General features: G+C 42.7%; 24 protein-coding genes. 8 read left to right on the top strand and 16 right to left on the bottom strand.

Annotation, left to right across the window (positions count from 1 at the left end; translation table 11 throughout):
- Positions 1–348 precede the first annotated feature (348 nt).
- From C5Z25_RS11050 to C5Z25_RS11040, 3 genes are all read right to left on the bottom strand, one after another.
- Positions 349–726: a DUF1634 domain-containing protein gene (locus C5Z25_RS11050; RefSeq protein WP_105452637.1), complete on the bottom strand. Its 378-nt coding sequence runs from the start codon at positions 724–726 to the stop codon at positions 349–351.
- Positions 726–1,571 (bottom strand): sulfite exporter TauE/SafE family protein, encoded by an 846-nt coding sequence (locus tag C5Z25_RS11045; protein ID WP_105452636.1) that lies wholly within the window; start codon positions 1,569–1,571, stop codon positions 726–728. Before C5Z25_RS11045 ends, C5Z25_RS11050 begins: the two co-directional genes overlap by 1 nt.
- Positions 1,572–1,797: 226 nt before the next feature.
- On the bottom strand, positions 1,798–2,679 hold the full coding sequence (locus C5Z25_RS11040; RefSeq protein WP_105452635.1) for a LysR family transcriptional regulator: 882 nt from the start codon (positions 2,677–2,679) through the stop codon (positions 1,798–1,800).
- 137 nt (positions 2,680–2,816) lie between these two features.
- Here C5Z25_RS11040 and C5Z25_RS11035 point away from each other — a divergent pair, with 137 nt between their 5' ends.
- Entirely contained in the window at positions 2,817–3,869 is a 1,053-nt protein-coding gene (locus tag C5Z25_RS11035; RefSeq protein WP_105452634.1) for a MucBP domain-containing protein, read from the top strand.
- Between the two features lie 117 nt (positions 3,870–3,986).
- Here the strand turns inward: C5Z25_RS11035 and C5Z25_RS12745 are convergent, their stop codons facing one another.
- The 5 genes from C5Z25_RS12745 to C5Z25_RS11015 all read right to left on the bottom strand — a co-directional run bounded on the left by C5Z25_RS12745 (position 3,987) and on the right by C5Z25_RS11015 (position 8,616).
- Positions 3,987–4,115, bottom strand: coding sequence for a hypothetical protein (locus tag C5Z25_RS12745; RefSeq protein ID WP_255414762.1), 129 nt, complete (start codon positions 4,113–4,115; stop codon positions 3,987–3,989).
- A gap of 149 nt (positions 4,116–4,264) precedes the next feature.
- Complete coding sequence (locus C5Z25_RS11030; protein ID WP_105452633.1) at positions 4,265–5,116, bottom strand: GRP family sugar transporter; 852 nt, start codon at positions 5,114–5,116, stop codon at positions 4,265–4,267.
- A 135-nt stretch (positions 5,117–5,251) separates the two neighbouring features.
- On the bottom strand, positions 5,252–6,829 hold the full coding sequence (locus tag C5Z25_RS11025) for a peptide chain release factor 3 (RefSeq protein ID WP_105448147.1): 1,578 nt from the start codon (positions 6,827–6,829) through the stop codon (positions 5,252–5,254).
- A gap of 118 nt (positions 6,830–6,947) precedes the next feature.
- Positions 6,948–7,340, bottom strand: coding sequence for a glycerol-3-phosphate cytidylyltransferase (gene tagD, locus C5Z25_RS11020; RefSeq protein WP_105452632.1), 393 nt, complete (start codon positions 7,338–7,340; stop codon positions 6,948–6,950).
- A 91-nt stretch (positions 7,341–7,431) separates the two neighbouring features.
- Positions 7,432–8,616: an AI-2E family transporter gene (locus tag C5Z25_RS11015; RefSeq protein WP_105452631.1), complete on the bottom strand. Its 1,185-nt coding sequence runs from the start codon at positions 8,614–8,616 to the stop codon at positions 7,432–7,434.
- Positions 8,617–8,782: 166 nt separating this feature from the next.
- Here C5Z25_RS11015 and C5Z25_RS11010 point away from each other — a divergent pair, with 166 nt between their 5' ends.
- Entirely contained in the window at positions 8,783–9,709 is a 927-nt protein-coding gene (locus tag C5Z25_RS11010) for an L-lactate dehydrogenase (protein WP_105452630.1), read from the top strand.
- Positions 9,710–9,825: 116 nt separating this feature from the next.
- Here C5Z25_RS11010 and C5Z25_RS11005 read toward each other — a convergent pair whose 3' ends face one another.
- The 5 genes from C5Z25_RS11005 to C5Z25_RS10985 form a co-directional block, all read right to left on the bottom strand.
- The gene (locus tag C5Z25_RS11005; RefSeq protein ID WP_105448143.1) at positions 9,826–10,020 is read right to left on the bottom strand and encodes a type II toxin-antitoxin system Phd/YefM family antitoxin; all 195 of its coding nucleotides are present in this window, start codon (positions 10,018–10,020) and stop codon (positions 9,826–9,828) included.
- Positions 10,021–10,194: 174 nt separating this feature from the next.
- A complete protein-coding gene (locus C5Z25_RS11000; RefSeq protein WP_105452629.1) occupies positions 10,195–10,560 on the bottom strand; it encodes a helix-turn-helix domain-containing protein in 366 nt (121 codons plus the stop codon).
- Between the two features lie 153 nt (positions 10,561–10,713).
- The gene (gene ntdP / locus C5Z25_RS10995; RefSeq protein ID WP_105448140.1) at positions 10,714–11,262 is read right to left on the bottom strand and encodes a nucleoside tri-diphosphate phosphatase; all 549 of its coding nucleotides are present in this window, start codon (positions 11,260–11,262) and stop codon (positions 10,714–10,716) included.
- A 102-nt stretch (positions 11,263–11,364) separates the two neighbouring features.
- On the bottom strand, positions 11,365–12,168 hold the full coding sequence (gene recX, locus C5Z25_RS10990; protein ID WP_105452628.1) for a recombination regulator RecX: 804 nt from the start codon (positions 12,166–12,168) through the stop codon (positions 11,365–11,367).
- A 56-nt stretch (positions 12,169–12,224) separates the two neighbouring features.
- Positions 12,225–12,965 carry a hypothetical protein gene (locus tag C5Z25_RS10985; protein WP_105452627.1) on the bottom strand — a complete coding sequence of 247 codons (741 nt, stop codon included), beginning with the start codon at positions 12,963–12,965 and terminating at the stop codon, positions 12,225–12,227.
- A gap of 283 nt (positions 12,966–13,248) precedes the next feature.
- Here C5Z25_RS10985 and C5Z25_RS10980 point away from each other — a divergent pair, with 283 nt between their 5' ends.
- The 4 genes from C5Z25_RS10980 (at position 13,249) to C5Z25_RS10965 (ending at position 14,603) form a co-directional block, all read left to right on the top strand.
- Complete coding sequence (locus tag C5Z25_RS10980) at positions 13,249–13,791, top strand: sigma-70 RNA polymerase sigma factor region 4 domain-containing protein (protein ID WP_105452626.1); 543 nt, start codon at positions 13,249–13,251, stop codon at positions 13,789–13,791.
- 74 nt (positions 13,792–13,865) lie between these two features.
- Complete coding sequence (locus C5Z25_RS10975; RefSeq protein ID WP_105452625.1) at positions 13,866–14,063, top strand: DUF1659 domain-containing protein; 198 nt, start codon at positions 13,866–13,868, stop codon at positions 14,061–14,063.
- Positions 14,064–14,145: 82 nt separating this feature from the next.
- Positions 14,146–14,358, top strand: coding sequence for a DUF1659 domain-containing protein (locus C5Z25_RS10970; RefSeq protein ID WP_105452624.1), 213 nt, complete (start codon positions 14,146–14,148; stop codon positions 14,356–14,358).
- 17 nt (positions 14,359–14,375) lie between these two features.
- Positions 14,376–14,603: a DUF2922 domain-containing protein gene (locus tag C5Z25_RS10965; protein WP_105452623.1), complete on the top strand. Its 228-nt coding sequence runs from the start codon at positions 14,376–14,378 to the stop codon at positions 14,601–14,603.
- Positions 14,604–14,740: 137 nt separating this feature from the next.
- Here C5Z25_RS10965 and C5Z25_RS10960 read toward each other — a convergent pair whose 3' ends face one another.
- A complete protein-coding gene (locus C5Z25_RS10960) occupies positions 14,741–15,046 on the bottom strand; it encodes a hypothetical protein (RefSeq protein ID WP_105452622.1) in 306 nt (101 codons plus the stop codon).
- A 532-nt stretch (positions 15,047–15,578) separates the two neighbouring features.
- On the opposite strand from C5Z25_RS10960, the gene C5Z25_RS10955 reads away from it, so the two are divergent.
- Positions 15,579–16,247, top strand: coding sequence for a sugar transferase (locus C5Z25_RS10955; RefSeq protein ID WP_199774911.1), 669 nt, complete (start codon positions 15,579–15,581; stop codon positions 16,245–16,247).
- 57 nt (positions 16,248–16,304) lie between these two features.
- Here the strand turns inward: C5Z25_RS10955 and C5Z25_RS10950 are convergent, their stop codons facing one another.
- A complete protein-coding gene (locus C5Z25_RS10950) occupies positions 16,305–17,285 on the bottom strand; it encodes a glycosyltransferase (protein ID WP_234002807.1) in 981 nt (326 codons plus the stop codon).
- Positions 17,286–17,649: 364 nt separating this feature from the next.
- Here C5Z25_RS10950 and C5Z25_RS10945 point away from each other — a divergent pair, with 364 nt between their 5' ends.
- Positions 17,650–19,062, top strand: coding sequence for an oligosaccharide flippase family protein (locus C5Z25_RS10945; RefSeq protein WP_105452619.1), 1,413 nt, complete (start codon positions 17,650–17,652; stop codon positions 19,060–19,062).
- Between the two features lie 63 nt (positions 19,063–19,125).
- Here C5Z25_RS10945 and C5Z25_RS10940 read toward each other — a convergent pair whose 3' ends face one another.
- Positions 19,126–20,235, bottom strand: a complete 1,110-nt coding sequence (locus C5Z25_RS10940; RefSeq protein WP_105452618.1) for a glycosyltransferase — start codon at positions 20,233–20,235, stop codon at positions 19,126–19,128.
- Position 20,236 lies beyond the last annotated feature (1 nt).

Here is a 20,236-nt window from a genome sequence, read left to right as displayed (position 1 = left end):
AAAAGTTAAAGTAATTGTATATTATAAATAAATTAAAATCAATGCTAAACTCTAATTTTTATCATCATTTCGTCATAATCAACTCAGTTAAGTCAAATTATCAGCATTTAAAAATCGATTTTTCCACTTACAAACGCCTTAATATCAACTTTCTAATTTGATTCACTTTTTTACTATCTGGTATAAAAAAATTTGCCGATTTTTTTAATAAATAATTCAAAGTCACTTAAAATCCCCCTAAAAAGCCATTAAATGACTTAGTCAAAACAACTAAAAAGCCAAAATAAAAGAGAACACCGACAATAATTATCAGCGTTCTCTTATTATATTAAATTCAACGCAATCAACCTAATGCCCTAAGTAGCCGATTACTGATGCAATGATTAAAATAACTAAGACTAATGTCGTAATCCAAACATAGAGATGATCCTTTTCAATCGCAAACGCATAGATTGACACCACAACACGTAAAGTGGGCGTCAAAATCAGTAAAAACAGACCCAGCATAATAACTGCGTAGGGCTTTAAAGCTATGACGCCGTTAAAAATAGACCGAAATCCCGTCGGTTGAATCCCATTAGGATAGCCACCATTGCCACGCATCACCATTAAAATAAGGCCTAAACCAATCACTAGTGCTGATACGATGACCCCAATGCGTAAGATACGACCAATTAGCCGTTCTACTTGTTGCATTTCGGCAACTTTACTATTCTTTTGAATCATTAGATGGTCACCCCAAATCCTTTAGCAATCATTTGGATTCCCAAATAAAGCATGACTGGTACGAAAATCATCCGAATTAACCGTGGTTTTAAATGTTCCATAATACGGGTTCCAATTAAGGCCCCAACTAAGATACCAATCGCTAACGGTGCGGCAATCCCAGGTTTAATTGAACCATTAAAAAAGTAAACCATCGCACTGGCAGCCGCAGTAACGCCCATCATTAAGTTCGATGTTGCTGATGAAGGCTTGAGCGGCATGTGCATAATCGTATCCATCGCTAACACTTTGAAAGCACCACTCCCGATACCTAATAACCCACTCGCAAAACCAGCCCCAAACATCATGGTAAACCCACCAGGAACGTTTTGAACTTGATAGTCAACTTGCTCTTTAAGCGCCTTATCGTAGTATGTCCCGTTTAAATTGAGTTTCGTCGCTAACTGATCAGCTTGCACATCCTGAGCATCACTAGCCTTACTGAGTAACTTGCGAATCATATTGTAAGTTGTGAAAACTAATAACGCTCCAAATAAAAAGTACAAAAAGTTGGCATGCACGAGGCCCGTTAATACAGCACCTAAGACGGCCCCCACTGTTGTCGCAATTTCTAAGAACATCGCCACTCTCAAATTAAGCATGTCATCTTTTAAATACGCAATGGTGGCACCTGAACTAGTCGCAATTACAGCAATAATACTGGCCCCAATCGCATATTTAATATCTAGACCCATCCCTAACGTCAGAACCGGTGTAATAATTAAGCCCCCACCAATTCCTAGAATCGCACCAAAAATGCCAGCTAATAAGCCGACGCCCAACAATAATAATAATGAATATGTCACGTGTGTCACCCTCACCTTTTAATTTTCAATTTTTAGTGTACCATTTAATTTCACGACGACCTAATGATTAAGCATACATAGGCAAACACTTGTCATATCAAGCAATCAGCGCTTATTTTAAGACCATCCGGCTATCGGCATGAAAAAAATGTAATCGTCAACATCCCTAAGTAATCAACTTTTCTAAAAAATAGCCATTAAAAAGTTAGATAGCAATCTAAAAAAATTAGTCTAGTACTTGGGCTTTGGGAAATTGTGCCATAAAACCAGCAACCAATGGCGTCGCCAAGGATTCCGGCGTCGTGGCTAAGACTAATTGCGTATCGAATCGCCGGTCAGCTAATGACCGAATCATCACTTGACCACCGTCATACGTTTCAGCTAAAGTGCGGGGCACTAAGGCCACCCCAATCTGTTGTTCGGCCCAGTGCATCGCTGTCCGCGCATCATCACAAGTCATCACATAGGTTGGCTCAAATGCTTGTTCCAAAAATGCCATATGAAATAACTCGTTAAAACGCCGATATTTGATGAGTGGTAACTGTTCAAGGTCACTTAACCGCAATTGTCGCCGTTGCGCAAATTGTGAATAACGCCGGGGCAACACCGCAACCATTCGTTCCGCCGGGAAATACCGACAAACTAAGTGCTGCTGATTGAACGGTGTTCGCAATATGGCGACATCTAACAGCCGTTTATGAAGATCATCTAATAATTCATATGTATTCCCCTCGGTTAAGTCTAACTGGACATCTGGATATTGCTTCAACCATTGCAACAAAGCCTGATTCGGCATAACGCCCGCCGACGATGAGACCGTCCCTAAATTCAAGGTACCCGTAATCCCCTGAGCCAACGCTCGGATCTTATTTTCAGCAGTCGCCGACAATTGCGTTAACTGCTGGGCGTAACCAATTAATAATTGCCCGGCCGCCGTCACCGTAACGCCTTGGGGTAATCGCTTAAACAAGACCACCCCAAGTTCTAACTCTAGTTGTTTAATCTGATAGCTCAATGGTGGTTGCGCCACATGCAGGCGCTTCGCAGCAGCTGTCATCTGGCCCTCTTCAGCCACCGCTAAAAAATACCGTAACTGTTTTAAATTCATTGCCAACTTCCCCCTATTTAATCTTAGTATACACGAGATTGGCGACTCACTTTTTACAATTCACTTAAACCATGCCAGAACGGTAATGATTGCGTTATACTGTATTTAATAAACTTTTTTATGAAAGGAGTGGTCTTGTGCATTTTCTCGATCGTTTAAAATCAATGTTGCACGACCTCAATAATCCAGTCAGTGTGGGACCGAAAGTGGTCGCTGCGACTGCTGCCGAAACGACCACAGCAGAACCAACCAGCGACCGAGCCGCGACGCCTGCTGTTCAACACAAGGATGCCCTAATTTTAGTCCATCACTTGGATGACACTGGTCACGAATTACAACCGACTGAAATGATTGCCGGTTTCGTTGGGGCCGAGATTCACCTGCCAGAAGTCAGCATTCCGGGCTATCATCTCGTCAACATTGCTGGCCTAACCCGGTGGTTCACCACGCCACAAGCCCAAATCATCTTAACTTATGAACGCCAAGCCGGACAACCAGTGTGGGTTTATGCCTATGATATTGATCAACGTCAACTCATCGGCCTGCCGATTATGACCCGTGGTAAATTAGGTCAGCCTTACCAAGTCACGGCGCCCACTGTAGCCGGTTTCAAACTGCTACGCTCCGTTGGGGACTTGACTGGTGAATATACGACCCATTCAAAAACGGTCCTCTTTTTTTACCGCAATCAAACTTGGCTTAAAACTGATTTAAGCACCGGCTTTATCCAAATTAAAACTGTCACACCAGTGCTACCATCACCGGGTGCCACTACGACCACTTATTTAACAGCGCTACAACCCGGCAGTATTTATAAAACGTATATGCGGGTGCAGCTCACTGACCAGACCATCTGGTATATGATTGGTGATAGCCAGTGGATTCCTGAAAGTCATTTACAATTAACTAACAGTCAACAATTATTACCCAAACTACCCGCTAGTTATCAAGCGCGCAACAAACGACAAGTTCGTCAAACTGGTCGCGTCAGCTTTGTCCCGAATAAACAAGTGCACACTTACTTGGAACCTTATGGCCGCTATCTAACCACCGTCACTCATGGTGAACGGGTGGCATTAACTGAACGACTAGTTGATGACAATGGCGTCGTGTGGTATCAGATTCAAGACCGCGGTTACTTACCCGGCCGTTATTTAACTGATTTAGATCCAGCTGATTTTATTTATTAATACCAGAAAAACGAGCTTGGGGATTTTTTCCCCCAGGCTCATTTTTTATTACCGTCATTTGCTGACTAGCACATCTGATTAATGTTGCAAGGTCAGCCACCGTTGCCCCCACGCTGATTAAGCAGGGGCGACGACCCTACTCGCTTGTCCGACCACTGGCGTCGAAAATACCCGCACGTGCGCCGGTATTAATAAAATAATACTACTAATAATAATGAGTACCACTTGCCACTGCCATTTTGTCATCCGCATCCCCCAAATCAAAAAGCTCATCTCAGGACCTAGTTTAGTTCAGGTCCGCCGCTTTTTTCACGTCATGACCATTGTTCAGACAATTAATTTATGCCAGCAAAAAAGACGCTTGCGTTTTTAGCCCAAACGCCTTGGAAATTTTTTTATAAGAAGGCCGTCATCACACTGCCGACTACGATCAAAGCCAGCCCAATAATAGTCAACCGTAATTCCCGTCGTGATTTCGTCTCATGTAACACTAGCATGCCACCTAAAGTCGAAATAACCACACTCAACTGGGTAATCACAAAGGCCGTTGCTACACCATTGGCTTTAGCTGAGAAGATATACGCTAAAGCAGATAACCCAAAGATTAACCCGGCAAACACATTCAACCAGCTGGTCCGTTGTTTAAATGCCACCGCGTGATGACTCAAAAGCACGTACAAAACGGCGGCCAAACACATGCCAACCATCTGTGGGAAGAAAATAGCGACGCCAGACGCCGAAACCGCTTTTGGTAATGCACTGTAAATCCAATAACCAATCGTTGTTGGCACTAGAACCATTAACCCGCTGGCTAATCCGGCCCGACTATCTGAATTATCAGTAACCGCCGTTAAGGCCACCCCGACAATCATAATAATAATCGCCGCAAAGCCAACTAACTTCGCCGCCACACCTGACCATTCGCCAAACATCAAGACCCCGATTACGGAAGTCCCGACTAATTGAAGTCCCGTTGAAATTGGCATCGTCGAACTAACACCCATTCGTGAATACGACGTATACTGGCCAATTTGACCGAGCACCCAAAAGGCCCCTGACAATGCACTTAGCCAGAAAGTAGTCGTTGACACAGTGGGTTGAAAGATGAGTTGGACAATAATCCCAACAATCACCGCTCCAATTCCAGTTCCAAGCGTTTGATTGGCAGGCTTCCCGCCAATCTTCGATAATAACAATGGATTTAATCCCCAACCTAATGCCGGGATGAGCGCAATCAAAATATTCAAAAAAATAGCCTCCTACAATCATGGTAATCAAAAAAGTTATATTAACTAGTTTAACATTATCCAACCAAAAGCTTAACTGAATAAAAACGGAGCTTACCGCAATCAATTGCTGTAATCCCCATTTAAGCCATTAATTTATAATTTAGCCGTTAACTTCACGTCTGGATACTTTTCACTAAACCAACGTTCGGCAAACGCATTTTCAAATAAGAACAGTGGCGCCCCGGCTTGATCCTTCACAAGTAAGTTACGTGAACTAGACATCTTTTCATCTAATTGCGCTGGATCAATCCAGCGTGCGGTCTTATTCCCCATTGGTTCCATGACAACTTCTGAATTATATTCATTTTGCATCCGGAACTTGAAGACTTCGAATTGAAGTTGACCCACGGCCCCTAGCACATAGTCGCCCGTTGAATACGAGGTATACAATTGGACAGCGCCTTCTTGTACCAACTGTTCAATCCCTTTATGGAAGGACTTTTGTTTCATGACGTTCTTCGCAGTGACCCGCATAAAGAGTTCCGGTGTAAATTGTGGCAACTTTTCAAACTGAATCGCTTGTTTGCCATCATAAATGGTATCTCCAATTTGGAAGTTCCCGGTATCATATAACCCGACAATATCTCCCGCAACCGCCGTCTCAACCGTTTCACGCGTATCGGCCATGAATTGTGTCGAATTATTTAAACGCATCTTCTTGCCCGTTCTTTGTAAGAAGACATCCATCCCACGGTCAAATTCACCGGAACAGATTCGAACAAATGCAATCCGATCACGGTGATTAGGATTCATATTAGCTTGAATTTTGAACACAAATGCTGAAAATTCATCATCAGTTGGCTTGATAATCGTATCCGCACGCGTCTTATGCACATTTGGTTTTGGTGCATATTTCAAATAGGTCTTCAAAAACGTTTCAACCCCAAAGTTAGTTAAGGCTGACCCAAAGAAGACTGGGGTCATATCCCCATCAGCGATTTTTTGTTCATCAAATTCATTACCGGCTGCTTCGATAAGTTCCATCTCATCCAAGACATCTCGATAAATACTATCCTTAGTCAAGTCGTTTTCGACCGTGACTTCTCCCGCTTCATTCAATGGTAAGAAAGTCCGACCATGGGCTTCATTATGATAGAGTTCAATCCGATGATTATACCGGTCGTATAAGCCTTTTAGCCCTTTACCCATCCCAATCGGCCAATTCATTGGATACGTTTCAATGCCCAAGACTTCTTCGACTTCATTTAAGAGGTCCAACGGTTCACGGCCATCGCGATCCAACTTATTCATGAAGGTAAAAATCGGAATCCCCCGCATTTTACAAATTTGGAAGAGTTTTTTCGTTTGTGGTTCGATTCCCTTGGCTGAATCAATGACCATGATTGCTGAATCAACGGCCATTAACGTCCGATAGGTATCTTCGGAAAAGTCCTCATGTCCAGGAGTATCCAAAATATTGATGCGTTTGCCATCATAATCAAACTGCATCACCGAACTCGTGACAGAAATGCCCCGCTTCTTTTCGATTTCCATCCAGTCAGATTTGGCAAAACTACCACTTTTACGGGCTTTAACCGTCCCAGCTTGGCGCACAACGCCCCCAAACAACAGCATCTGTTCAGTAATCGTCGTTTTCCCAGCATCCGGATGAGAGATAATTGCAAAAGTCCGGCGGGTGTCAACTGCCGCTGCTAATTCTGATTTATTCATAAAAATTCCTTTCAAAAAAACTGTCTTTTGTTCATTGATTTAATTCGTCATCGAAGGGATTGCCCCAAAAAAATCCAATGCTACCCACACTGGATCTTAAGTTGATGACCTATTCAGTTCAATCTGGTACACCGAGATCTTTTTTGATTTTAGAGGTTGAAATTCCCGCCGTACGCGGTAGGTAGACGACTTCACAGTAATCCTTTAGGAAATCAAACTTACCTTCCCAATCGTCCCCCATTACAAAAACATCAATCTGGTGGTCAACCACGTCACTAATTTTTTGATCCCATGTTGTTTCTGGAATCACTTCATCGACGTATTTAATGGCTTCTAAAATATACTTGCGATCCTCAAAGGAGGTATACGCATGTTTGCCCTTTTGGGCGTTGAACTCATCCGTCGAAACACAAACAGTAAGATGATCGCCCAGCGCTTTAGCGCGTTTTAAAAGTCGAATATGACCCTTATGCAATAAGTCAAACGTGCCATACGTAATTACTTTTTTCAAAAAACTCACTCCCTGCTACATCGCCAGGATGTTGATCGTTAGTATTCATTATAGCATAGCCATTCAATCGGTTAATCACAGATTCAGATATTTATGCTTTGGTCTTTTTAGCGGCTGGTTGTGTGGCTTTAGCTCGTTGCGGTTGGTACACGGTGGTCTGCATCCGTAAGTTTTCTGCATTTCGCAATTGGACAATATTAAACAGATAAACGACGACCGTCCGTACCACTGCGTAGAATGGAATCGCTAAAATCATCCCTAAAATTCCTGCAATATTTCCAGCTGCTAATAAGAGAATGATAATGGTCAACGGATGAATTTTCAGTGTCCGGCCAATAATGTTCGGGTAAATTAAGTTCCCATCAACTTGTTGCACGATGACGACAATAATCACCACGTAGACGACCTGCATCGGTGATTGCGTAAACGCAACAATTAGCGATGGCGCAATCCCAATATATGGTCCTAGGTAAGGAATAATGTTCGCCAACCCAGCGACGACCCCAAGTAATAAGCCATACGGTTGCGAGATCAACATGTAGCCAATCGCAGTAAAAGTCCCAACGAAAATACATTCGATCACCTGACCACCAATATAACTAGAAATCGTGTCGCCCATTTTTTGGATAAGACCGACGATTTCAGGCCGTTGTTTCCGTGGCAAAAACCGACTGATGGCTGGAATGAACTTCTCGCCATCTTTTAGCATATAAAACAACACGACTGGAATCGTGATTGCCATAATCGTTACACTAGTAATCGTCGAAATAACGGTCACGATACTAGTCGATAATGAGGCTAAAAAGTTTTGCGCATACTTACTAATTTCCCCATTAAATTGACTAACATAGGAACTTAGATCAACTTTTTTCAAAATACTACTATTATTAATCATTTTAGTGGCGGCTTTTTGGATCTCCGTCGTCAAGCTCGGCAAATTATAAATTAACTGCGTCACCTGCGTCACCAGACGAGGAATTAATGACACGGCGCCATAAGCTAGCACCCCTACTAGCAGCACAAAGACAATCGTAACCGCTCCCGTTCGTGAAATTCGAAACCGTTTATAATGGACCTTGGTTAACATTTTAACGAGTGGATTGAGCATATAAAACAAAAATCCCGAAATAACAATGGGCATGAAAACCACATTCAAAAATGTGCCAATCGGCTGAAATAAAAAGCCAAGTTTCGTACAAACCCAGATTAATGCCGCCACAATCAAAATTTCGAGCGACCAAAACATTAGCGAAGACTCTTTTAGGCGCTTAAGCACAGCTGCCCCTCCTTTAAAATAAAACATAATAATGGTTTTAATTATAACCTAATTTTACTTTTAGTGGGACCCATGCCACTCCTTTATCACGAAAAGCATTTATATTTGATGAGAATAATGGTAGTTTAGTTAAGAAGATCTAAAAATCAAAAGGAGTGTTACTCATATGTCACGAAAAATTGCCATTATTGGCATGGGTCATGTCGGTTCAACCGCTGCCCATTACATCATTGCCAACGGTTTTGCTGATGACTTGGTCCTGATTGACCCTAATACGGGCAAAGTTGAAGCGGATGCCTTGGATTTCAAAGATGCCATGCCCAACCTACCGACCCACACCAACCTCATTGTTAATGATTACGCCGCCCTAAAAGACACCGATGTCATCATTTCAGCCTTAGGAAATATTAAGCTCCAAGATAATCCCACCGATGACCGCTTTGCCGAACTTCCCTTTACCAGCCAACAAGTCAAAAGCGTGGCTGCTAAGATTAAAGCTAGTGGATTTAACGGCATTATTGTCGCCATCACCAATCCAGTCGATGTCATCACGTCCATCTATCAGGCCGTCACAGGGCTCCCCAAAGCTCACGTGATTGGTACTGGCACCCTATTGGACTCAGCACGGATGAAACGAGCCGTCGCTGACCGCCTCCACTTAGATCCACGGTCTGTGACTGGCTATAATTTAGGCGAACACGGTAACTCTCAGTTCACCGCTTGGTCAACAGTTCGTGTCTTCGACCAACCAATTACAACGCTAGCCGCCGACCGCGGGTTGGATTTAGCAGAATTGGATACGGAAGCACGTCGAGGTGGCTTTACCATCTTCCATGGCAAGAAGTATACGAGTTACGGGGTTGCAACGGCTGCGGTACGCCTCACCAACATTATTTTAAACGATGCCTTAACTGAGTTACCCGTTTCTAACTATCGCGACGAGTACGGCGTCTACCTCTCCTATCCGGCCATTGTTGGCCGTAACGGGATTGTCGAACAGGTTCAACTCGACCTCACCCCTGAAGAATTACAAAAATTACAAGTTTCAGCGGACTACATCAAAACTAAGTTTACTGAAAGCCAAACTAACTAATTTGAAAATCCCTTACAACCGCAACTTAATGTTGGACTTGTCAGGGATTTTTAAGCCAAAAAAACGAGCTCAGGGGTTAACCCTAGGCTCGTTGGTTTATTTTTCAAGTCAATGCGTTAGCTAAATTCCATATCATGATTATTTTGTTTGGCTAAGGTTGCGACAATCTGTAGCCAATCTTTCATACTAACCATCACAGCTGAATCCTGCGTATTAGGATTCTCAACCTCAATCGTATCATGGCCTTGGTTAACGATTGTTAACAGCTGGTTGATATTTTTCTTTGCCAAGGTACTTGTGACTTTTTTCATCTGCGCCATCTCCCAACTTGTTGACTGATTGAGGATATTGTGCCTCAATCTAATAGACACGTCAAGCATTTTCGAAAGCTTTTTGACGACTGGAAAATGACTTGAATAACTGATGATAATTTTACACTAACCATTCCTGGGTTGCACTTAATCTGGTCGCATTTAAAGAAGAAATTAAGATTGTCCGCGCTCAAACATCGTTTTTAACACATTACGAATAATTTTAAGTTGGGCGGGTGAGACTGGTTGCCCATTATATTCAAACTCATTCTTCTGATTTTCAACGACTTTTTTTAAATCAACTGCGGTCACTTGATCATTACGCGACCCTTTACCCACTAACTTGGCATAGCTCGTCCCGAGGACTTGCGCAACTTCTTTTAAGGTCCCTTTCGATGGCGTATGCTGCTTCCAACTATAAATAGCACTAACGCTTAGACCAGCTAGCGTCGCGACCTCGGCTAAAGTTAACCCATTTTTTTTCGCGAACCGTCGAATATTTTTTAATAACTCGCCATTATCTAGCTTCATGAAGGCCATGTGACTTCCTCCGTTTCTATTCATCTTAATGCAATATACGCAGAATCTAGCCAAAAAGCAAGTCCAACGCTTAAAATTGCATAGGCGCTAAAAAAGACACCCACTGGATGTCTTTTTAGTATTCAATTACGCCACTGGCTAACGCCAGCAGAGCTATTGCCGACGTGATAATTCTTGATAACGGCTATACCAAATATCAATATATTCTTGTGAAAAAGGCCCCTTTTTATGTTTGATCCAATCAACGAGCACCTTCACATTAGCCTTCAGAATTTGGTCGGTTTCAGTTGGATATTGCCACTTAGCCCCATGTTCCTCATACTCATCAACGTCCAATAAGCGACGTTCACCATCCGGAAAGACCTTGACGTCCAAGTCATAGTCGATGTACTTCAAGGCTTCTTTATCTAAAACGTATGGTGACGCTAAGTTGCAATAATACGAAACGCCGTTATCGCGAATCATCGCCACGATATTAAACCAATAATGCTTATGAAAATAAACGATTGCCGGTTCGCGGGTCACCCACCGACGGCCATCATCTTCGGTGACCAGCGTGTGATCGTTACAACCAATTAAGACATTTTCGCTTGTTTTGAGTACCATTGTATCGCGCCAAGTTCGATGTAAACTCCCGTCGTGCTTATAGCTTTTGATCGTAATGAAGTCGCCTTCCTTAGGTCCCTTAGCTTCGCGCGTCATGTTGTTTAGCCCAACTTTCCAAAAAATAGGGTAAAAATTCATCGAATTTCAATAAACATTATACCAGATTTTAATGAGCTGCGTGTAGCTATTTGTCGCTTTTCATTCGCCATCAACCTGTTCATCAATAAATTTATTAATATCATCCATTAAGAAACCTTTTTGATACAGATTACGCTTCGTGCGCTGCCGTCGTTCTGAAAAAGCATACTTCCGGTTACGACGCCATAACTTCTCACCTTGCGTCACGAGCGCATCCCATTGGGCATCCTCATCGGGGGTTAAGGCTAACGCCGCAATAGCCGCCGTGATTGTTTCGCCATCGAAGCCTTTGGTCATCAAGCCTTGTCGAACTTTTTGTTGCATTGTTTTAAATGCTTGCCGTTGATAACGTTTAACCAGCTTTTGAGCAGCTGCAGTTGCATTTTCAAGTCGATCATCTGAACTAAATTGCGTCGCTAAAGCATCATCAATCAATTGTTCCCCGACCCCTTTAAGACGTAACTTTTGCCGAATCACATATGGTCCTTTATCGGCCGTCGCCTTAACTGTACGCACATAGGCGGCCGCATACTGAGCATCGTCTAACAAATTCAGCTCACGTAATTGTTGCATGGTCGTTGTGATGACCCCTTCATCCAAGTCCTCATCGCGTAACTTATCATGAACTTCTTTTTCCGTCCGCAACTGACTTGAGAGATAATCCAACGCCCGTGAATAGGCTTTGGAAATGTCATCTGCGGCAATTAATTCCGCTTGCAACGCCTCATCAACTTCCATCCCTTTGAAAACACGAAACTTAATCATAACCGTTTCACTCATTGGAAATGCATACTTATCGTCTAAATAAACGTTAAAACGTCCAGAACGCTTTTGCGCCATAATCTTTGTAATCTTTTTTACCATGGTTGTTTTGATGCCTCCGTAAATTACTCTGCTCTTTTAATTTACCAAATTTGACGTCATTTACCAAAGTAACTGTTTAGATAACCTTCAATATCTTGTGCGGTCGTCGGATGCTGGGTCTGGAGCATCAAGTCAATCGCAAATTGTCGGAATCGATCTCGCGCCAGCTCACGAGAAAAAATCGGTTGCGTCATGACCACTGGCTGTTCAAAATAAAAAGGGTGCTCACCGGCTCGTTCTGATAAGAGCAACGTCTGTAAAGCTTGTGCCCGTTCCAACTGTCCCATCAACATTTTAAAGTTTACCGTCGTTTTTAGATGAATCCGGCGGCAAAATACTAGCTCTGTCCGCCGAGCTGATAACGCCAACTGATCCGTTAACTGATGTGCGCCTAACCAACTGGTCGACGCCCGCGTCACGGCACCTAACGGTAAGAGCTGTACATCACCTTTGATGAATGGCAGCTTACGTTGGGTCTGGTTGAGATGCAAAGCTAACCGTTCAATGTCTTGCTTCAAGCCAAAATCAGCTCGTAGCCAGACCGCTTGTAGACAGCGGCGACTTGTTTTGTTCGTTTTAAGTAGTCCACGCTGCGTATCAAAAATGACCGTATTAGCAGAACAGTTTTCCTGACTGACGTCAAGGACAAAAAAAGTATTTAAAAAGCTAAGTTGCACACTCTCAACCGGTTTTGCCCATGCGACAATCGCCAGTGGCTGGTTAAGATCAAAGACGTCTGGTAATTTTGACCACACTAAATCGTTATAATTGAACTGATTATGCTTGATGACATTCAATGGATAATTCCTCCAATTGCCGATTAAGCCGACATTAACACGAGATGGCGTGCAGTTGTGATAACCGTAACAGCCGCTTTCATCAAGTTACCCATACTATACCTGTTTTGTATGCGACAATCGATAACTTAATTGAGTTCTCTTTACATTCTTAGGCTACTACCATAAAAGCGTTCGGTTATTGCGTTTTTAGGCCTGCTTTTTCAGCTCGCCAGTGTCACCATCAACTGGTTATACTGAGCACAACCTTGGCCAAGGTCACTTAAGAAATGAGGACTTAATCATGCGCACTGATCGCTTTGAAAACCAAACCGCCTTTAACTTATTAGCCGAACCGCCTCACCAACGCCTCTTATATGGCGCTTTAAAAGCCGCCAATGTGACCAAGGGCCATCCCCAATTTGAGGATTGTGTGACTGTTGCTCATTTAACTTGGCTTGCAGCTTATCAAAATTATGTGCCGGCCTTACCTGAGAATTTATCAGACTTTCGTAAATTTGCCTTTCGCCGCATTAAATGGCGCACGGTGGATTATCTTCGTAAACAAACCCTACGGACCCAAGTTCAAGTACCGCTGGAAAAAGCCGCTGAATTAAGCATTACACCGATGGCCCTGTGCGAACAAACTTGGCAATTGACCGACTTGCTAACACGGCTACTCGCGCAATGTCGCCCCGGGGAACGGATTTATTTAGTGGAATTCTTCTTAGCTGAACAGTCCGTCCCAATGATTATGCGGACCCATGGCGTTAGTCGCCGGACCGTCTATAATTGGCGAGCGAGCCTCCTCGTCAAAGCCCGGGCTATCTATGCGCAAGCCCGCTAAGTGCACTTTTACGATTGCCTAACCGTTAGTATCCTGTAAGCTTACAAAAAAATCAGCCGAAAGGAGGCACCCCCATGCAGAATTGGCGTGCAAATCAATTAACCATTTCAGTGGCTGCGGACGACCCCAAAGCCACCAAGCGAACTTTCAATAACTTGAACGAAACCATCACGGTTGACCAAGTTACCGTTTTAGGCCAATCAGTAGCCACCCTAGTTGCCGCACCATTTACTGGTGCCAGCTTAAAAACGACCCGCCAGTTTAGTTTCTAATCGCCTGCACTTTTATTGCCAGCTAACCGTCTCTATCTATGTAAGCTGGCCAGCCTACAAAAACCGCTAGGAGGACTCACCTATGAATAAGATTTGGAAAAAATCGGCGCTAGCCGTTGAATTGCAAAATGCCGCCGGTGAAACGCACAAACAACTGTTTACGGCCATTGTGCAAGACGCGACGGATGCCCAATTGACCACCTTTAGTAAGGCCTTGGAAACCTTAACGGCTCATCAATTTGTCAACGCCGAAGTAATTGCTTATTACGAATACAATGCCGTTACGACCGTCTAATTAGGAGGACTTAATTAATGAAAATCTTAGATATGAGCTTTAAAACAAGTACCAATAAGATTCATCACTTGAAGTTACGCTACGCCAGTGATGGCTTGACTAAAGAAGTGGTCACCAAAGCAATGGCCGATTTAGTTGCCACTAACCTATTCAACAAAGAAGGTGAAAACTTGATTGTTGAACCAGTTGCTGCTAAATATGTTGAAACCCTTGAGACACCCATCGTTGATGCTCCGACTGCTTAATTAACTCACTATTACTGCTACGAAATAGTCCGGTCCGCACCTGAAACTTAGGTGTGGGCCGGACTATTTATTTTTATGCCATGTTTAATTGATTGAAAAAGTTGCGCCTAACCAGTATGCTAAGCGCAACACTATTTTCAAATATCACACGCCAACCGAGTACCCTTCGAGGTCTCTCGTTGGACGTTATAAATTTCAACAATGATACTATTCCCTACCGGATGCCAATCAATGGCTTTCACCAACCGCCGCATAAAATTACGCGTAATCTGCGTTTTGATTGAAATCCCACTCCGTTCCAAATCATCATAAAAAATAACCCGTTGATCGAGTTTGTCAATTTTGAAATAATAATAGGCATAATGCGCCGTTCCTCGTTGAAGAATTAAATGATATGAGGAATTGAAATCCGCTGGAAAAACTGTGATACCATCATCGTTCATGTCCATAACATCCTTTTGCTAAAGTTTTTTCACGCGTTCACTCATTAGTTCAATTGTACCGTGAACCAAGCGAAAAGAACACTCCAAAATGACAGCGTGACTTCGATACCTTAGTTATTTCTAATCAATAAACTGGTCGTAATTTACTTAAAGCATCAAAAAACAAATTGTTATTAAGCTTTATTAATAACCTTAAAATGCAGATATACCAAGCAATTCGACCATTTAACACTCAATCTTTACATTCCCGAAACAAAAATAGTATTCCAAAATAAGTCATTTTTGGTATAATGTAGTCAATTAGAAGTTTGGACTCATGAATTAAATCGTGTTTACTTTAGCATAAGTTCGTATTATACTTTTTAATTGCATGCTTTTTCTAAATGACGTAAACAACAATTGGCACTGCTAATTGAACTTGTTTTTATTTAAACGCCACCCCGCGTGTGCTGGGCACACATGTCACGCTAATTACAGGTTAAACTTTTGTAATAACCGGGGAATAATCAGAAGGAAGTCTAGGGTGTTACTAATGGAATACAAAGAACGGGAAATTCGACCAATTACAATTGATGTTGAAAGTCAGCACCACCGCTACGGCTATCGCCTAGTAAAACGACTATTCGACTTCGTGGCCAGTTTAGTGGGCTTAGTGATCTTATCACCATTGTTCCTAGTCGTCGCAATCGCCATTAAAGTAGAAGACCCTAAGGGGAGCGTATTCTACTCACAGATTCGACTAGGCCAAGGTCAACTACCCTTTAAAATGTACAAGTTTCGCTCCATGGTTTCTAATGCTGATGAATTATTGGCACAGCTACTTAAAGAAAATGAAGTCGACGGTGCCATGTTTAAAATGCGCGATGATCCCCGGGTCACTCGGACTGGACGCTTCATCCGTAAATACAGTATTGACGAACTGCCACAATTACTCAATGTTCTTTTGGGCCAAATGAGCTTAGTTGGGCCACGGCCACCGTTGCCACGTGAAGTTGCTGAATATACTGATTACGATAAGCAACGGCTCACCGTTAAGCCCGGTTGTACCGGCTTATGGCAGGCTACGGTACGTAACAGTGTTGGCTTTGACGAAATGGTCAAGCTAGACTTGATTTACATTTCCCGCCGGAGCGTTGGCTTTGATTTGTACGTCCTCTTTAAAACCGTCATGGTCTTTATTCGGCCCAATGGTGCCTTTTAATTAAAACCATTTAAATAAACCGGTCTGAGATTTCTCTCAGACCGGTTTATTTTTTCCTCAGATTTCAGGTTTGTAGTTAAGATAGGCAAGCCGATAAACCCGTGGCACATACCGTAACGTCAAATATGCTAATTTATATTTCCAGGTAATCAACCGATTCGTTAACATCGGCAGCGTTTTAAGTCGGGCTGCTAGGAAATGGCGTTCCCACTGCGGCGACCATTGAGGATTATTTACCAAATAATGATGACTGACGTGTAATAACAACCGACAGCGCAATGCCGTTAAAATAGCTTGCTGCGTCTGGTCGGCATAGTGCAACTCAGTTAACGTTGTTACTACACCCCGGTAATACCGCTGTGCCCGTTCAATAATCGCTGGCGAAAACTGGCTAGTCGTTGTATTTGCATGCTTATTCAGGACGTAGAATGGCTTTTCAATGTACCGGATATCTTTGGGGGTGACATGTGCTAGAAAGGCTAAGACAAAGCTGCTGTCCTCAAAGAAATTACCATTTGAAAATTGAAACTGATAATGATCAATCATCGCTTTTGAAAACACCTTGTTCCAGACGCCAACATCCATTTCAACATTTTTAGCCAAATAATTTTGAATGAGTTGTTGCTGATTATGACTCCCTTTAGTACCCGACTGCACTTCTAAAACTTGTTTTTGGTCATAGTCCTTTTGAATACCAAAAATCGTTAAGGCCTGCTTTAAGTCTGGAACCACCGCTTCGAATAAGCCCGGTAGCCAGTAATCATCCGCATCCGCAAACATGACATAGTCCCCTAGCGCATGTCGTAGCCCATTATTACGTGCAGCGGCTTGCTTCTGATTGGTCTGCCGATAGCAACGTATCATAGGATGTTGACTGGCTAATTCTTGCAACCGCCCCCAAGTTTGATCGGTCGAACCATCATCCACACAAATAATTTCGTAGTCCTGAAAACCAGTCTGCTGAATAATTGAGGTAATCAGTCGATCAATGGTTGCTACAGAATTATAAGTTGGAATAATAATACTAATTTTTACCATCACGTTCACCTAGCTCTCAAACCCCCATTAGGGTCAATATTTTATGACGTTTGTTAATTCATCTAGCTTTGGCATCCCAAACCAGTAGCGATGCAATCTTGATTAATCCTGCAACTAGATAAGAATATCCGCCTGGCAAGGGTCCCAACCACTTTCTGCCCAGCCCATTATAGCGCGCTAAAGTCTAAAATAATATTAATTATTTATCATTAATTAACATATTTATAACGCCTAAAAAACTTACAATTCCCATTTTTGTACTTCTATTTTATAGTGAGTTACTATGATACAATACTAAGGATGTCGCGGTTTACGCCCATTCGTAGGCAACTGCGATACCTTTATATGACTTAGGAGCTTGGATATGAAAATTATCAGGAATTACTTTTATACGGTCGGTTATAACATTTTAATCTTATTAACACCATTATTAACAGTACCGTACATTTCACGGGTACTAGGCCCAACCGGGGTCGGAATTAATGCGTCTACCAATTCGGTCATCACTTACTTTTTACTTTTTGGGACAGTTGGTATTACCATTTATGGCAATCGAGAAATCGCCTTTATCCGTGATAATCGTGCTAAACGCTCACAAACCTTTTGGGAGATCGAGGGATTACAGCTGATTACGATTAGCCTAGCCTACCTGGGCTTCTTAATTTTCTTATTGGTTGAACGGCAATTCAAAGTTTATTTCTTTTATCAGTCTTTTTACATTATTGCCGGTGCATTTGATATTTCTTGGTATTTTATGGGCCTGGAAGACTTTAAAAAAACGGTTTTGCGTAACACCTTAGTTAAGTTGGCCTCACTGGTCGCTATTTTTGTCTTTGTTAAGACCCGCCAAGATACCGGTATTTATATTTTAATTTTATCCTTATCACAATTACTTGGTAATTTGACTCTTTGGCCCTATTTACGGCGATCAGTTAATCGACCAGTATGGGCCAAGTTACACTTATTTCGCCATTTACGGCCATCCATTGCCTTATTTATCCCACAGATTGCCACGACTGTTTATCTGGCTTTGAATAAAACCATGCTTTGGCAATTAGATTCTGTCACAGCCTCTGGTTTTTACGACTACTCCGATAAACTCATCAAGCTCGTATTAGCCTTAGTCACAGCTACTGGGACCGTGATGCTACCACATATTGCGAACCTTTACATGAAGCAACAGATGGCTAAGGTCAAAGAATACTTATACGCTTCATTTGATTTCGTACTAAGTATCTCGATTCCCATGGCCTTTGGGATTGCTGCCATTGCAACTTCGTTAGCACCGTGGTTCTTCGGTGTCCAGTTCACAGCCGTTAACACCCTCTTGATGATTGAAGCACCCGTCATTGTTTTAATCGGAATGAGCAACGTCTTAGGTCAGCAATTCTTACTGCCAACCCGGCGGACACGGGACTACACGATTTCAGTCACGATTGGTGCTGGTGTTAACATTTTATGCAACATCCCACTAATTCTCATGTGGCATGTGCAGGGCGCCATGCTGGCCACCCTCCTGTCAGAAATTTGTGTGACGGCTTATCAGCTATTTGTGACTCGCCATGATTTACAATTAGGGCGCTTAATGAGTTGCTTTGGTCAATATTTCATTGCTGGGCTAGCCATGTTTCTCGTAGTCTATACGCTGAATCAAGTCATGTTAATTTCAGCAGTGAGTCTCTTTGAACAAATCGTCATTGGTCTATTAGTTTATCTGGGATTGATCTTCATTCTACAACCAAAAATTTTAGCCGAAGCGCACCATTTACGCGCATAACCACGGTTGACTGATAAAAACGCTTCATTCGAGGGAGCAATGCCAGTCGAATGAAGCGTTTTTTCAACGTGCTGCTATCGCCATGAGTTGCGCAGAAAGTCGAGTGTAATACGCAGCCGTGCTTAACCAAGTCATACTGTCACGAACTTTGGCCCGTTCAAAAACGACTTGACCATCAATGAAGTCTTGTAAAATAGTCGTCAATCGCGCACTATCCCCCATCGGATACAAGAAACCATTCGTTCCTGGTTGAATCAAATCAGCCGGACCAGTCGGACAATCACTGGCGACTGCCGGAATGCCCCGAATTAAAGACTCAATTAAGCCCATCGGTAATCCTTCAAACTTCGAGGTTAGTACACTACAACTTACATCTGTTAAGCCTTCCCAAGGCGCAGCTTGCCAGCCTAATAACTTAACTTTACCAGTTAAATGCGCTTGCTGAATAAACCTTTTAACCGTTTCATCATCATCACCGGATCCGATGACGTTTAGTTGCCACTGCCCATGTAACTTTGGTAAGGCGTTAAATAACTCTTGTAAATTTTTTTGTTGGTGCCACTGAATCCGACCAATATATAAGAACGTCACCGGTGTTGCCGGCTGCCGTGTTGGTACCAACGGTACATCCAAATTAATCGGATTATAAATTACCGTAATCTGTTGGCGCGGAATCCCTAAGTCGATTAACTGCTGCTGAATGCCACGACTAATTGCTAAATGGTAATCAGCACACTTTAATAACCCCGTTGAGACCACGTCCCCACCGACTAGCGAAAAATGTAACCACGAAATCACCGTATAAGACTTATGCCACAAACGTTTAACTTGGGCCGCTAAATAAACTAAGCGGGTACTCATACAGATGATTTCATCTGCTTGTGACTGGCGTAAGAAGTTCATAATTCGCAACACATTGGCCGCTTTTTTAACTGTGGATTGTTGTTCCAATTTTGGGTCATTTAATACTTGATGCCGATTCACAAAACGCCGTAAAAAGTCCTTGTTTCCCAATCCCTGACTAAAATAGACCTGTAGCTTAATCTGGGAATCCTGATCATAATGATTAACCACAGCGGTCAAGACAGTTTCCATGCCCCCATGGCCGGTTAGATACGGTGCCATCACGACTGCAGTGACCGATTTTCGTTTGGATTGAACCCTAGCTGTCAAA

This window comes from Lactobacillus sp. CBA3605 (assembly GCF_002970915.1).
Taxonomy (GTDB): Bacteria; Bacillota; Bacilli; order Lactobacillales; family Lactobacillaceae; genus Lactiplantibacillus.
This window is presented reverse-complemented; position numbering and strand designations above follow the sequence as displayed.